9 protein-coding genes, 1 tRNA gene, 2 rRNA genes, 3 pseudogenes and 2 riboswitches (1 of these 17 running past the window's edge) are annotated in these 14,500 nt (G+C 62.5%); of the genes and pseudogenes, 7 read left to right on the top strand and 8 right to left on the bottom strand.

From position 1 onward, the window contains the following. From ACGGKE_RS16190 to ACGGKE_RS16180, 3 genes are all read left to right on the top strand, one after another. Positions 1-2,576 (top strand): 23S ribosomal RNA (locus ACGGKE_RS16190); it begins 222 nt to the left of the window's first position. 118 nt (positions 2,577-2,694) lie between these two features. Next, positions 2,695-2,809: ribosomal RNA gene (gene rrf / locus ACGGKE_RS16185) — 5S ribosomal RNA — on the top strand. Between the two features lie 184 nt (positions 2,810-2,993). Continuing rightward, positions 2,994-3,070 (top strand) — tRNA-Met (locus ACGGKE_RS16180). A 182-nt stretch (positions 3,071-3,252) separates the two neighbouring features. Here the strand turns inward: ACGGKE_RS16180 and ACGGKE_RS16175 are convergent. The 8 genes and pseudogenes from ACGGKE_RS16175 to ACGGKE_RS16140 all read right to left on the bottom strand — a co-directional run. Next, positions 3,253-3,540, bottom strand: a pseudogene (locus ACGGKE_RS16175) (laccase domain-containing protein); the annotation flags it as partial. 149 nt (positions 3,541-3,689) lie between these two features. Next, a pseudogene (locus ACGGKE_RS16170) lies at positions 3,690-4,394 on the bottom strand (methionine synthase); the annotation flags it as partial. A gap of 4 nt (positions 4,395-4,398) precedes the next feature. Further along, positions 4,399-4,983, bottom strand: a pseudogene (locus ACGGKE_RS16165) (putative oxygenase MesX); the annotation flags it as partial. A 125-nt stretch (positions 4,984-5,108) separates the two neighbouring features. Then, positions 5,109-5,356: riboswitch (cobalamin riboswitch) on the bottom strand. A gap of 154 nt (positions 5,357-5,510) precedes the next feature. After that, positions 5,511-6,320: an acyl-CoA thioesterase gene (locus ACGGKE_RS16160; protein WP_394443059.1), complete on the bottom strand. Its 810-nt coding sequence runs from the start codon at positions 6,318-6,320 to the stop codon at positions 5,511-5,513. A 100-nt stretch (positions 6,321-6,420) separates the two neighbouring features. Beyond that, positions 6,421-6,657: riboswitch (cobalamin riboswitch) on the bottom strand. A gap of 243 nt (positions 6,658-6,900) precedes the next feature. Further along, a complete protein-coding gene (locus ACGGKE_RS16155) occupies positions 6,901-7,128 on the bottom strand; it encodes a DUF3072 domain-containing protein (RefSeq protein ID WP_394443057.1) in 228 nt (75 codons plus the stop codon). 122 nt (positions 7,129-7,250) lie between these two features. After that, a complete protein-coding gene (locus tag ACGGKE_RS16150) occupies positions 7,251-8,168 on the bottom strand; it encodes a dimethylarginine dimethylaminohydrolase family protein (protein ID WP_394443055.1) in 918 nt (305 codons plus the stop codon). Positions 8,169-8,265: 97 nt separating this feature from the next. Then, on the bottom strand, positions 8,266-9,561 hold the full coding sequence (locus ACGGKE_RS16145; protein WP_394443053.1) for a cation:proton antiporter: 1,296 nt from the start codon (positions 9,559-9,561) through the stop codon (positions 8,266-8,268). Between the two features lie 53 nt (positions 9,562-9,614). Next, a complete protein-coding gene (locus ACGGKE_RS16140) occupies positions 9,615-12,710 on the bottom strand; it encodes a PAS domain-containing protein (protein WP_394443051.1) in 3,096 nt (1,031 codons plus the stop codon). 153 nt (positions 12,711-12,863) lie between these two features. Between ACGGKE_RS16140 and ACGGKE_RS16135 the strand changes: the two genes are divergently transcribed. From ACGGKE_RS16135 to ACGGKE_RS16120, 4 genes are all read left to right on the top strand, one after another. Then, positions 12,864-13,379 carry a cupin gene (locus tag ACGGKE_RS16135; RefSeq protein ID WP_394443049.1) on the top strand — a complete coding sequence of 172 codons (516 nt, stop codon included), beginning with the start codon at positions 12,864-12,866 and terminating at the stop codon, positions 13,377-13,379. A 92-nt stretch (positions 13,380-13,471) separates the two neighbouring features. Continuing rightward, positions 13,472-13,738: a DUF2171 domain-containing protein gene (locus ACGGKE_RS16130; protein ID WP_394443047.1), complete on the top strand. Its 267-nt coding sequence runs from the start codon at positions 13,472-13,474 to the stop codon at positions 13,736-13,738. Between the two features lie 24 nt (positions 13,739-13,762). Further along, a complete protein-coding gene (locus tag ACGGKE_RS16125; RefSeq protein WP_394443045.1) occupies positions 13,763-14,080 on the top strand; it encodes a hypothetical protein in 318 nt (105 codons plus the stop codon). A gap of 25 nt (positions 14,081-14,105) precedes the next feature. Further along, on the top strand, positions 14,106-14,477 hold the full coding sequence (locus ACGGKE_RS16120) for a GFA family protein (protein WP_394443043.1): 372 nt from the start codon (positions 14,106-14,108) through the stop codon (positions 14,475-14,477). The last annotated feature ends 23 nt before the right edge of the window (positions 14,478-14,500 follow it).

Below are 14,500 nucleotides of genomic sequence, written 5' to 3'. Positions count from 1 at the left end.
CGAACCCGGAGAACTGAAACATCTCAGTACCCGGAGGAAAAGACATCAACCGAGATTCCGTTAGTAGTGGCGAGCGAACGCGGACCAGGCCAGCGCCTGGCACTTAATTAGCAGAACGATCTGGAAAGTTCGGCCATAGCGGGTGACAGCCCCGTATGCGAAAATGAAGTGTCAGGACTTGAGTAGGGCGGAGCACGTGAAACTCTGTCTGAACATGGGGGGACCACCCTCCAAGCCTAAATACTCGTACATGACCGATAGCGAACCAGTACCGTGAGGGAAAGGTGAAAAGCACCCCGATGAGGGGAGTGAAACAGTACCTGAAACCGGATGCCTACAAGCAGTTGGAGGGCTCTTGAAGCCTGACAGCGTACCTCTTGCATAATGGGTCTGTGACTTAGTGTATCGAGCAAGCTTAAGCCGTTAGGTGTAGGCGCAGCGAAAGCGAGTCTGAACAGGGCGACCATGAGTTCGATGCATTAGACCCGAAACCCGGCGATCTAGGCATGACCAGGCTGAAGGTGCGGTAACACGCACTGGAGGGCCGAACCGTTTAATGTTGAAAAATTATCGGATGAGTTGTGTTTAGGGGTGAAAGGCCAATCAAGCCGGGAAATAGCTGGTTCTCCGCGAAATCTATTGAGGTAGAGCGTCGGATGATTGCCGTTGGGGGTAGAGCACTGGATGGATGCGGGGGTCGCGAGATCTACCAATTCTAACCAAACTCCGAATACCAACGAGTCTAGTCCGGCAGACAGACGGCGGGTGCTAAGGTCCGTCGTCAAAAGGGAAACAGCCCTAACCTACAGCTAAGGTCCCCAAGTCACGTCTAAGTGGGAAAGCATGTGGGATTTCCAAAACAACCAGGAGGTTGGCTTAGAAGCAGCCATCCTTTAAAGAAAGCGTAACAGCTCACTGGTCTAAACAAGAGATCCTGCGGCGAAGATGTAACGGGGCTCAAGACGTGCACCGAAGCTTAGGGTTCAGTCCTTTGGACTGAGCGGTAGCGGAGCGTTCCGTAGGCCGTTGAAGCGGGAGGGTAACCGACCGTGGAGGTATCGGAAGTGCGAATGCAGACATGAGTAGCGATTAAGAGGGTGAGATGCCCTCTCGCCGAAATTCCAAGGGTTCCTGCTTAAAGCTAATCTGAGCAGGGTAAGCCGGCCCCTAAGACGAGCCCGAAGGGGGTAGTCGATGGGAACCACGTTAATATTCGTGGGCCTGGTGGTGTGTGACGGATGGCGTAACTTGTTCGGCCTTATTGGATTGGTCCGGGCAGGGAAGTTGTCCCAGGAAATAGCCCCACCGTATAGACCGTACCCTAAACCGACACAGGTGGAATGGTAGAGTATACCAAGGCGTTTGAGAGAAGTATCCTGAAGGAACTCGGCAAATTGCCTCCGTACCTTCGGAAGAAGGAGGCCCCACATATGCGCAAGCACTTGTGGGGGGCACAGGCCAGGGGGTAGCGACTGTTTAGCAAAAACACAGGGCTCTGCTAAGTCGGCTTCAAGACGACGTATAGGGCCTGACGCCTGCCCGGTGCCTGAAGGTTAAGAGGAGGAGTGCAAGCTCTGAATTGAAGCCCAGGTAAACGGCGGCCGTAACTATAACGGTCCTAAGGTAGCGAAATTCCTTGTCGGGTAAGTTCCGACCTGCACGAATGGCGTAACGACTTCCCCACTGTCTCCAGGATATGCTCAGCGAAATTGAATTCTCCGTGAAGATGCGGAGTACCCGCGGTTAGACGGAAAGACCCCGTGCACCTTTACTGCAGCTTCAGAGTGGCATTAGGAAAGAACTGTGTAGCATAGGTGGGAGGCTTTGAAGCGATGACGCCAGTTGTCGTGGAGCCATAGGTGAAATACCACCCTGTTGTTTTCTGATGTCTAACCTCGCACCGTCATCCGGTGCAGGGACCCTCTGTGGCGGGTAGTTTGACTGGGGCGGTCGCCTCCTAAAGAGTAACGGAGGCGCGCGATGGTGGGCTCAGGACGGTTGGAAACCGTCTGTTAGAGTGCAATGGCATAAGCCCGCCTGACTGCGAGACTGACAAGTCGAGCAGAGACGAAAGTCGGTCATAGTGATCCGGTGGTCCCTCGTGGAAGGGCCATCGCTCAACGGATAAAAGGTACGCCGGGGATAACAGGCTGATGATTCCCAAGAGCTCATATCGACGGAATCGTTTGGCACCTCGATGTCGGCTCATCACATCCTGGGGCTGGAGCAGGTCCCAAGGGTTTGGCTGTTCGCCAATTAAAGTGGTACGTGAGCTGGGTTCAGAACGTCGCGAGACAGTTTGGTCCCTATCTGCCGTGGGCGTCGAAATTTGAGAGGAGTTGACCCTAGTACGAGAGGACCGGGTTGAACATGCCTCTGGTGTACCTGTCGTCCTGCCAAGGGCGCAGCAGGGTAGCTATGCATGGACGGGATAACCGCTGAAAGCATCTAAGCGGGAAGCCTCCCTCAAGATAAGATTTCATCGAGCCGTGATAGACCATCACGTTGATAGGTCGGATGTGGAAGCGCAGTAATGCGTGGAGCTAACCGATCCTAATTGCTCTGTTCGCGCTTAAGGGCCCCACCATCAACGACAGCTCTGATCTGTCGCCAGATGGCGGTCGTGAAAGCAGCCAGATATCAAGATAAAGTCCGCACGGGCATCGATTAAACCCAAAAGCGCCAGCTCCATTGCTTGGTGACCATAGCGTCAGTGACCCACCCGATCCCATCCCGAACTCGGCCGTGAAACCTGACTGCGCCGATGGTACTGTGGCTCAAGCCCCGGAAGAGTAGGGCGTCGCCAGGCATTGAAGCTCGCGCTTTTGACAATAAACCCATTCACACCCCTCCCGGGCAAAACGCCAACGGGCCGCAAGGCCCGCAAGGCCAAATGGCCGCCCGGACCCGGCATCAGCCGGGGAGGACAGCCCAAGGATGCGCCCAAAAACATGGATGCATCCGCCGGCGACTGAGGACCGGATATACCACGGCGCGGGATGGAGCAGCCCGGTAGCTCGTCAGGCTCATAACCTGAAGGTCGCAGGTTCAAATCCTGCTCCCGCAACCAAATCCCCCAAGCAGCACATAGCCACAGGCCAACAGCCCAAAGGACTGGGCGTCGTAGCGTCATCGCCCCACGCGAAAAACCTCAAGAGCTGCGGCACATATGTCGTCCCCATCGGGCGAGTTATCCACACAGACCGACCTTCAGCAACCAGGCGCGTCTTTCGCACCCGCCACTCTGCGCCCTCACGCGGGCACCCCGATCATCGACATCTGCCGGCCATAGCCCGGCTCGCCCAGATGACAGGAACGGCGATAGCTGAAGAAGCGATCGGGCTGCGCATAGGTGTCCTCGTCCAGCATCTCCACCCGCGCCACCCCCGCCGCCGCCAGGCGCGCCGCCACATAGCCGCCAATGTCGAACTGCAGATGCCCCGCACGACCCGACGAAAAATACCGCCCATTCTCCCCAGCCCCAGCCTCGAAACGATGGGTGAGTGAGTATGGCAATGATCGCGACCGCCCATGACTCGGATATTTTTCCGTTGTGCGGGTGGCAAGGATCGCTGCAAAGGCTGACCTTCCGGTTTTGGTCAGAGACAGGGGGCGAGCCGCTACGGTCAGGAGGATCGTCGCGCCGATCCTCCTGATCGCCAAACATGTGCGCTGACCTTGCCGGCTTGTCAGGCGGCCGAGAGTTCCTGCCGGACGATCTCGGCGCCGGCGCCCAGAGCGTTCAGCTTGCCCCGCGCAATGCCCCGGGAGAGGGGGGCCATGCCGCAATTGGTCGACGGATAGAGCTTGTCGGCGTCCACGAACGCAAGCGCCTTGCGCAGCGTTTCGGCAACATCCTCCGGCGTCTCGATCCTATCGCTCGCCACATCGATCGCCCCCACCATCACCTTCTTTCCGCGGACCAGTTCGATCAGCTCCATCGGGACGTGGGAGTGGTGGCATTCCAGCGAGATAATATCGATGCTGGATTTCTGCAGATTGGGAAAGGTTTCCTCATATTGCCGCCATTCCGACCCCAGCGTCTTCTTCCAGTCAGTGTTGGCCTTGATGCCGTAGCCGTAGCAGATATGGACCGCGGTCTCGCACGTCAGCCCTTCGGCAGCCTTTTCCAGTGTGGCGATGCCCCAGTCGTTCGCCTCCTCGAAGAAGACATTGAAGGCCGGTTCGTCGAACTGAATGATGTCGACACCCGCAGCCTCCAGTTCCCTGGCTTCCTCGCCCAGGATCCTGGCAAATTCCCAGGCCAGCTTTTCGCGGCTCCGATAATGGGCATCGTAGAGCGTATCGATCATCGTCATCGGCCCCGGCAGGGTCCACTTGATCGGCTGGTCGGTCTGCGCGCGCAGAAATTTCGCGTCTTCGACAAAGACCGACGTTGCCCAGGACCGGGTGGACATTGGTTGTGCGATGATAGGTCTTGCTGCTCGATACGCTCAGGCAGATGACGGGGGACTTGCTGGAATGGTCCCTGTAGGCATCCGAATTCAGGAAATGCCTGAACAATTTGCCATGCAGGTCGCCAAAGTCCTGCGGAGCCTCGGAACCCGGGTGCGTTTTCCTGTGGTGGGGCAGGACCACGCTGAAATCGTAATCGCGCACATAGGATGAGAAGTTGTTTCCGACAACGCCGGGGATGCGCTCATTGGTTTTTCGGTCGAGGATGCTGGTCTGGAGGATTTCGATCAGGGGAAATGCTTCGGAGCCGCGATCGGCGTCGACCTGCATTTCGACAGAGATGATCGTCAGTTCCACCGAATAGCGATCACCCTGAGGATTGTCCCAATGGGCCAGGGAGTTGAAACGATTATCGATCATCCGCAGGGTGTTGCGCAAATTCTCCTGGCGGCTGTCGCCCCTGGCTAGATTGGCGAAATTGGTCGTGATCCGCGTCGTGTCAGCCGGCCGGTAATTCTCATCGAAGGCAATGGTCTTGATCGAGAAGGTAAAGCTGCTGTCGGTCATGATCGGTATCCTACCTGCATGTGCCGGGCAGGAGGCCAAGGAAGAGCGCGCGAGAGATAGCTCGTGCGGCCGAAAGCCACGAGCCCTGCGTCAAGCGCGATCCACCGGAGGAACCCCCGTCCGAGGAAAGTTATCGCGTCGGAGGCAGGTCTCCTGGCTCACGGGTCATCACGCCAGCCCCGGCCTTCCCGCCGCCACTGCCGATCGCTCGGAACTGGCGTCAGTGACACGTCATGGGGCCGCCGCTCGCCGCTTACAGTTGCGGGGGCAGCGCCGGATTCCGCTCTCGCAAGCGCCACCGGCTTCCCGTCTTAGCCCTGTCGCCCGCCATCATCATGAACGGAAACAGGGAACCTCGACATCTTCTTCATCGCGATTTTCAAGACGCTCGTCAAGGCGTATATAAAGAAATCTTTATATCGCTCCGATGTGCGTGCTCGATGGAAGGACTATTGCAGCCACACGGCGCGCTTATCGCACGGCGGCGAAGCATAGGCTGAGCCTGGGTCGCTATGTCTGCCTCCACATCATAGCCCCTGGGTGAACAGACGTTGGACTGTCCTGTCGCGATCGATCGGCTTGGCGCGTCCTTCATCGTCCACCGACACCATTGTGAAGGTGGCCGTCGCGGCGTGGCGCCGCGCGCCATCCAGCAGATTTTCGGCCCAAAGCTCAACTTCTGTCAGGATGGAACTACGACCGATCTCCCGTACCTGGGAGATGAGTTCGATCATCTCGCCCTCATGAACGGGAGAGACGAAATCAATGCGATGGGACGCCGCCATGACGATCACGGCGCGACTGCAGCGCGTCGCTGCGATGAAGGCTGCCTTGCCCATCATCTTCAGCGCGTCGCCGCCATAGAGGGTGCCATAATGGTTCGTTTCGCCCGGGAAGACCATGTCGACCATATGGAGCCGGCCATCGTCTGTCGGTGCGGCGTCCTTGAGCGGCGGCAAGGGCAAGCGCGTGTCCGGTCCCTTCACCGCCACGAGCGTGAAGCGCCCGCGCGTGCAGAGGCGCCTCTCGGCGTTCACCGTGCCCTCCGCGATCAATTCGACCTCGACATCGAGCGACCTGCGCCCGACGCGGATGATACGGGCGGTCGCCTCGATCATCTCGCCTCTATGAGCGGGCGCGGCGAAATCGATCTTTTCCGACGAGGCGGTGACGAATGGTGCGCGACCATGGCGCGCGGCCGCGATAAACGCGATCTTGTCCATATGGGCTAGCGCCACGCCTCCGAACAGCGTGCCATGGTGATTGGTATTCCCGGGGAAGACCATATCGATCACTTGCAGGGCGGCGGCGGGCGCCTGGGGGATGTGGATAGTCATGGCTCTCGCAATATGTGCGGGAGGACGCAGTCCAGGCGCAAACATGCCAGGGCCCGACTGGCCCTCGCACAGCAGCGGCCAGACCGGACACCCCGCCGGTGGTCGTTATCGCGTCGGAGGCAGGTCTCCTGGCTCACGGGTCGACACGTCGGTCCCGGCCTTCCCAGCGCCATGCCCAATCGCTCGGGGCAGACCGCCAGTGGCGCATCCAGGGGCCGCCGCTCGCCGCATACAGTTGCGGGGGCAGCGCCGGATTCCGCCCTTGCGAGCGCCACCGGCTTCCCGTCTTAGCCCCACCCCAAAGCTGAGATGAGGAACCTCGACCATCGGCAGATCGCAAGGATTGGTCCGGTCGTCAAGAATGGCGCATGTCGATGGGGAGGATCAAAAGCTGCGAGAGCATGTGCGAGGTCGCGATAAGACCGACCAAGAAGGCGGTGCCCGTTGCAAATCCTACAGTAACCAGCGACATGCGTGTCCATCATCGGAACAATGCAATGTGGCGAGCTGCGAAGGGACCGCTCCGCTGAACCAGATTTCAGCGTCAGCTTGTTCATGCATCAGTCAGGGTGCAAGGCGCTCACTCGCGGCCGAGTTGCGCTTTCAGCGCGTCGATCTCTTTCGACGCCTCCGCCTTGCTCAGTCCTTCGGCGGGCGCATCGACGCCGGCCTCTTCGCACAGGGTGGTGAGGTAGGAGGCTTGTGCGCCGGTCATCGGATCGTCGCCCGATACCCAGCTTTCCGGATCCTTCTCCGTATTGGAGCCGGGATGCGCATCGAGCTTGGGATTATGCAATTCGTCGGCCATGGTGAAGATGCTCCATTTGTTCCTAATTCGTTCTTGTCAAACGGGCGTGCGTGCGGAACGTTCCCGAAGCTTGCGTGAGCATTTTTGCAGGCGACGCATTTTGGTCGCAGCCGCCGACCCGCTCACTCCCCTGTGGGCACGCGGCGGAGCGGCTGCGTCAGGCAGTGGACGCCCCCGCCACAGGCGGTGAACTGCGAGATATCGACTTCCATGACGCGATAGCCCGCCTGGCGAAGCAGGGGCGGGACGATAGCATCGGTGCTGGTGACGATCCGCCGGTCGCCCAAGGACAGGATATTGCATCCCAGCGACGGCGCGACCGTTTCGGGAAGGGGGATGAGCGACACGCCATGCACGCTCAGCGCCCGGACGAAACCGGGGTCCAGCAGGTCGGCGCAGCCAATCGCCTGATGCCGGTCCACCATGCAGAAGATCGTGTCGAGATGCAGATGGTCGGAATGGAAAGGGCAGATAAGCACGTCCCAGCCGGCCGCGCGGAAGGGGGCGGAGAATTCCTCGACGCCAGCGGCCGAGCTGCGCTCGCCCGACATGCCCAGGATCAGCAAGCCTTCGCGGGCAACGCAGACATCGCCGCCTTCGATCGTGCCGCTCGTGATCCGCCGCACCGGCACGCGCCAGTCGCGATAGGCATTGGTCAAGCGGTCGACCTCCGCCTGGCGGTGCGGCATGGCTGGATTGAGCGCCACCATGCCCCAGGGCGTCGAGACGCCGACATCGCGGGTGAAACACATGTCGGCAAGGTCGGGATCGGGCGTCAACATGTGGCAACGCACGCCCTGCGACTGGAGCAACTGCACCAGCACGCCATGCTGCCGCTGCGCTTCATCCACTTGCGTCACCAGCCCCTGCGCGAGATTCTGCCGCGTCACGGCGCAGCAGGGCACGGGCGCTAGATAATGGGGCGGGCATAGCAGAACATCCGTCAGCCGGTCGGTTTCGCTCGACAGCTGGAAGGACCTGTCTTCAAACGCAAAGGGTGCAGCGGTCGCGCCATCATAAGCGCCAAAATCGATTTTCATGATCGTCTCCTGCCGCCTGTAACCCCCTGTTCTGCGCGCCGTTCCCCGGCGTCCCACGTATTGAAACGCAGGTTAAGCTGTTTTCCGGCGGCTTTGCTCATTTGGCGACGTCGTCATTCGCCCGTCCCGGGTCCGGTTGGTCGGGGTCTCGACCCTGCTGCCGGTCCATGGCGCGCATGACCGGCGTGACGCTGAGGCCGTGGAGCAGGATGGACAGAAGCACCACCAGGCCAATGATCGCCCAGAGCCGCTCGCCCGATCCGAAATCGCCATGGTTGAGTGCATAAGCGAGATAGTAGAAGGACCCGACGCCGCGGATGCCGAAGAAGGCGAGCGTCATCTTCTCGCTGCGCTCGGCCGGCATGCCGATGAGGCCGATCAGTCCCGCGGCCGGTCGCACGATAAGGATGATCGCGATGGCGGCGACCAGATCCTGCCAGACCAGCGGCGCCAGCAGTCCGCTGACCAGCGCGCCGCCGAACAGGATCAGCAGCACCATCATCGCCAGCCGCTCCACCTGTTCGGTAAGGGCATGCATGTCGCGCTGAAACTCATGATCGCGGTGCGACCGGCGCAGCGTCAGGGCGGTGACGAACACCGCCAGGAACCCATAGCTGTCGAGCATCTCTGCGACGCCGTAAGAGATCAGGGTAGCCGCGATCGCGATCAGCCCGTCGCCGGTCTGAACCAGCCGGCTGCGGGCCGGGACATGGAAGGTCAGCCAGCCGAACAGCCAGCCCACGGCCCAGCCGCCCAGCAGGCCGACCGACACTTCCCACAGCACATCATGGAGCAGCCATTGCTGCAGCCAGGACTCGGACGCGCTCGACGCAGCGGCCAGCGCGATCGCCAGATTGACGAAGGGGAAGGCAAGCCCGTCATTGAGCCCGGCTTCGGACGTGAGGCCGAACCGCACCTCGTCCTCCTCGCCGCTTTTGGGCGGGCCGACCTGCACGTCGGCGGCCAGCACCGGGTCGGTGGGCGCAAGGCAGGCGCCCAGCAGCAGCGCGACCGGCCAGGGCAGGCCGAGCAGAGTGACGCCGATCAGCATGATCGCGGCGATCGACAGCGGCATGGTGATGCCCAGCAGCCGCCAGGTGACGTTCCACCTGCGCCAGCTGAAGAGGCGATCGAGCTTCAGCCCCGCGCCCATCAGCGCGATGATGACGACGAATTCGGTCAGCCGTTCGGCAATGTCCGGCAGGATCATGGGCAAGGGGCGAAAGCTGACGGCCGGGATGAGGAAGATGGCGGCCCCGGCCGCCATGCAGATGATCGGCAGCGAGAGCGGCAGGCGCTTCAGCGCCAGCGGCAGCCACGCCACCAGCGTGATCAGCACGCCCGCGCCGGTCAGCCAGAGAATATAGGGTTCGGGAGAGGAAAAAGCCGACATTCCAGCTTAACCCTGAAATGCCGCCTTATGTTCACCGGTATGTTCACCGGCGATCAGGGCGCCGGCGCGAGCGTCTCGATCATCTCGCGTATCTTGGCCGAGAGGACATCCATGGCGAAGGGCTTGGCAATCATTTCCATACCCTGACCCAGAAACTCCCCGCGGATCGCGGCGCGCTCAGCATAGCCGGTGATGAAGAGGATGCGAAGGTCCGGTCGGTCGCCGCGCAATATGTCGGCAAGCTGGCGTCCGTTCATCCCCGGCAGGCCCACGTCGCTGATCAGCAGGTCGATGCGGCGCATGGTCTGCGCCAGCGCGATCGCGGCCTGGCCGTCGGGCGCCTGCCATACTTCATAGCCCAGGTCGTTGAGGACATCGCAGACCAGCAGCCGGACGGACGGATCATCCTCGACCAGCAGGACGCACTCGCCCGGTTCGGCGACGCGCACCTCGATCCCGGCCGCGCCCGCCTCTTCCTGCTCGCCGACATGGCGCGGCAGCAACAGCCGGATCGTCGTGCCCTGTTCGGGCACGGAAACGATGCGGACATGGCCGCCCGATTGCCGGGCAAAGCCATAGACCATCGACAGGCCAAGACCGGTGCCCGCGCCAATCGGCTTGGTGGTAAAGAAGGGGTCGAACGCCTTGGCGAGCACATCCTCGCTCATGCCCGTGCCGGTGTCCGACACGCAGATCTCGACGAAGTCGCCGGCCTGCAACCCGTCCACGCCATCGACCTGCGCGGCGTCCAGCGGACTGTTGCGCGCCTCTATGGTGAGCGTTCCACCATGGGGCATGGCGTCGCGCGCATTGATGGCAAGGTTGAGCAAGGCGCTTTCGAGCTGATTATGATCGGTCCTGACCAGCCAGGTGTCGTCGGCCAGGCGCACGTCGAGCCGGATATTCTCGTCCAGCGTCCGCCGCAGCATGTCCTCCATGCCGGCGACCAGACCGCTGACGTCGACCGCCGTCACATCGAGCGACTGTCGGCGCGAGAAGGCGAGCAGGCGCTGGGTCAGCGCCGCGGCGCGCTGGGCGGAGGTCATGGCGGTGTCTATATAGCGCGCGACGCGATCGGCGCGCCCGGTCGCCAGATGGCGTTGCAGCAGGTCAAGCGACCCGATCACGCCGGTCAGCATATTGTTGAAGTCGTGCGCTATGCCGCCGGTCAACTGGCCCACCGCCTCCATTTTCTGCGCCTGGCGCAGTGCCTCCTCGGCGGCGAGCAGCTGGCGCGAACGCTCCTCGACCCGCTCTTCCAGGCTGGCGTTGAGTTCGGCGAGCGCCGCCGTGGTGCGGACACGCTCGATATGCGCCCAGGACCGTTCGGCGACCGAGGCGATCAGCCGCAGTTCGGACGCGGTCCAGTCATGCGGTTCATGGTCGTGGATGGCCATCAGCGCGGTCAGGCGGCTGCCCTTGATCAGCGGCATGCAGATGGTCGCGGCGATGCCGATGTCCTGAAAGGTCTTGGCCTCATGCGGTGGCAGATCGCGCGCATTGTCGTTGATGATGAGCGGCAGGCCTGCGTGCAGCCGCTCCAGCGCGAGCGCCCCGAAATCCCGCAGGTGGTAATGCCCGATGATCGAGGGCGAACCGGGCGCCGCCCAGTCGCCCCGGATGGTGAAGCCGTCCTGATCCTCATCCATGTCGGCATAGGCGCAATTGGACAGGCCAAGATGCGTCGCCACCATGCGGGTGGTGATCGCCATCACGGCGTCCGCGTCATTGGCGTCGGCGATTTCGCGGCTGAGATCGTCCAGGAAGCGCAGCCGCATCTCGTTGGCGGCCAGCGCCTCCTCCTGTTCGCGCTGCAGCGTCACGTCGGTGTGGATGCCGACCCATTCGCGCAGGCGTCCGTCGGCGTCGAACATGGGCACGGCGCGAATGAAGAAGCGGCGCCACTGCCCGTCCGCGCAGCGCAGGCGATGTTCGAATATGAACATGTGACGCTGCGCCACGGCTTCGTTCCAGGCATCGATCGTGGGCTGGGCATCGTCGGGATGGACGGCGTTCGCCCAGCCATAGCCCTGATATTCCTTCTCGCTCTGACCGGTAAGCGCGGCCCAGCCTGGCTGGTGGCCGCGCATTTCCCCGTCCGCGCTGTTGGTCCACAGATAGCCGTCGATCGCCGCGACGGCGGCCTCGAACCGTTCATTGCTGGCGGTAAGCGCCAGTTCGCGCTCCCGCCGTTCGGTGAGGTCGAGCATCGCGCCGATCATCCGGGTCGCCTTGCCGGAGGCATCGCGGATGATGAAGCCGCGGTCGAGCACCGGCGCATAGCCGCCGTCGGCGCGGGCGAAGCGATATTCGTCCGACCAGTTGACGGCTTTACCGTCGATCGCCTCATGAATGCCGTGGGCGACCCGCTCGCGGTCGTCGGGATGGATGTGGCCAATCCACCAGTCGCCCGTCGGGCCGACATCGGCGGGGCTGTAGCCGTAGGTCCGCTCGATCGCCTCGTTCCAGAGGACATGGTCGGTCGAGAAATCCCAGTCCCAGATCGCGTCGTTGGTCGCGCGGCTGGCCAGGCGATAGCGTTCCTCAACGCTGCGGAGCGCGGATTCGGCCTCGGCGCGCTGGCCGATCTCCGCGCGAAGGTCGTCGGCGCGGCCGTCGGTCAGCGCGATGATCTTGCGCAGCTCCAGCTGGGTCATGACCTGCCGCGCCAGCACTTCCAGCACGCGGCGCTCCTGATCCGTGACGCCCGCGGCGCGCGGCTTGTGGTCCAGGACGCAGAGCGTGCCGATCGGCACGCCGCTGGGCGCCCGCAGCAGCGCGCCTGCGTAGAAGCGCAGGCCATTGTCCGCGGTCACGAGCGGATTGTCGATGAAGCGAGAGTCCTGCCGCGTGTCCGGCACGACCATGAAATCATCCTGCAACAGCGCCTGCGCGCAGATCGACACGTCCAGCGGCATTTCGCGCACGCCAAGGCCCACCTGCGCCTTGAACCACTGCCGGTCGCTGGCGATCAGGTTGATGACCGCGATCGGCGCGTCGAGCGCCTGCGCCGCAAGCAGCGCGATGTCGTCGAAATCGGCCTCCGCAGGCGTGTCGAGGATGGCGTAGCTTTCCAGTGCCGCGATGCGTTCTGCCTCGCTCCAAACAGGCGAGAGTGGGGATGGTCTGCGCGAGGCGTCGATGGTCATGGCGCACCATTATCAGCCCAAGGGAAAAAGCAGCATCGAAATTGCCTTAACCTCGCGCAATATTGTCAGGAGGGCTCCCCTCCTTGTTCCGTGCCACCGCGATGGATCGCTTGCGCCATCTGACCGGTTATTGGGCGAGGACAGGAGGCGTGCATGCGGATCGAAACCTATCTTCTGGCGGAACATGGCTGGGTGCCCAATAATGCGAAGCTGCCGGTCATTCTTTACCGCCAGGCGATGACGCCTGCATCGCGCGAAGACGCGGCCGCCGCGTTCGAAGCGCGCTTCCAGCAGCATGGCTGGCCCGCCCAGTGGCGCGACGGCATCTATGACTATCATCATTATCATTCGACCGCGCATGAGGTGCTGGGCGTCGCGGCCGGGTCGGCAACGCTGATGATCGGCGGGCCGGATGGACGAGAGATCGAGGTGACAGGGGGCGATGCGCTGCTGCTGCCGACGGGCACGGGTCATTGCGCCTGCCAGAGCAGCGATGATTTCCTGGTGGTCGGCGGCTATCCTGAAGGACAGGCGTGGGACATCCGGCGCGACGCGCCCACGCCGGAGGATTGGCGGCGCATGCTGGACCTGCCCTTTCCCGCCACGGACCCGGTCGCGGGGCTGGACGGGCCGCTGTCACGGCATTGGGTGTCGTCGGCCCATCTCTGAGCGTGGTGCGTGTAACGGTGGCATCCGCGCGCCGAGTGGCCGCATCCAATCCGCGCATGACGCGTTCCCCTATTTTCCCCGAGGAGATGACCATGGCTGATCTAAGCGCAATCCGTGAGCATATGAACATCATCGGCGCCGACGGCGTGCATGTCGGCACGGTCGACAAGGTGGAAGGCGACCGCATCAAGCTGATCAAGGCCGACAGCGGATCGCACGACGATCATCACCATTATATATCGGGTGGGCTGGTCGCCGAGGTCGAGGGCGATACCGTGCGCCTCTCGGCCAATGGCGCGTCGGCCGTGCTGCTGGAGGAAGAGGAAAGCGGCGGCGCCATCATGGACGACGACGCCTGAGGCATCCGATCGACGAAGACGCGCATGGCCCAGAGTTTCATCCCCACCCAGAAGATGGCCGCGGCAGCACGACGCGGCCTTCGCCTGCCGGAGAAATTCGGCCGTGGCGGCACGGACGTTGGCGTGCGCCGCGCACAGCAACTGGCCGAGCGGCGCGAGGTGGATGAGAAGGATGTGAAGTCGATGCACAGTTTCTTCGCCCGCCACGCCGTCGACAAACAGGGCAAGGCGCATGCGTGGGATTCGGACAGCGATCCGTCCGCCGGCTTCATCGCCTGGCTTCTGTGGGGCGGCGACGCCGGCAAGGCATGGGCGGATCGCAAGATGAAGGCGCTCGACTGAGCCGCGGTCCGGAGGAGATTGGCCCATGGTTGAAGGCGGCTGTCTGTGCGGAGCAGTGCGGATCGCCATGACGGGCGCGCCCGAACGGGTGGCGATCTGCCACTGCATGGATTGCCGCAAGCATCATGGCGCAGTGTTCTACGCGGCGGCGATCTTCCCGGAAGGCGCGGTGTCCGTGACGGGAACGCCGCGCCGCTTTGGCAGCCGGAATTTTTGCGACGTCTGCGGTTCGTCGGTCTTTGCGGCCAGCGCCGGTGAGGTCGAGGTGCATCTGGGCACGCTGGACGCCCCGGATATTTTCACGCCCGAGTATGAAAGCTGGACGATCCGGCGGGAAAGCTGGCTGCCGCCCTTGCCCGTCCAGCACCATCATGCGCGCGACCGGCCAGTGACATGATCGCCTCGCCCGCCGTCGTGAAG

The organism is Sphingobium naphthae, from assembly GCF_043589935.1.
GTDB lineage: Bacteria > Pseudomonadota > Alphaproteobacteria > Sphingomonadales > Sphingomonadaceae > Sphingobium > Sphingobium naphthae_A.
This window is presented reverse-complemented; position numbering and strand designations above follow the sequence as displayed.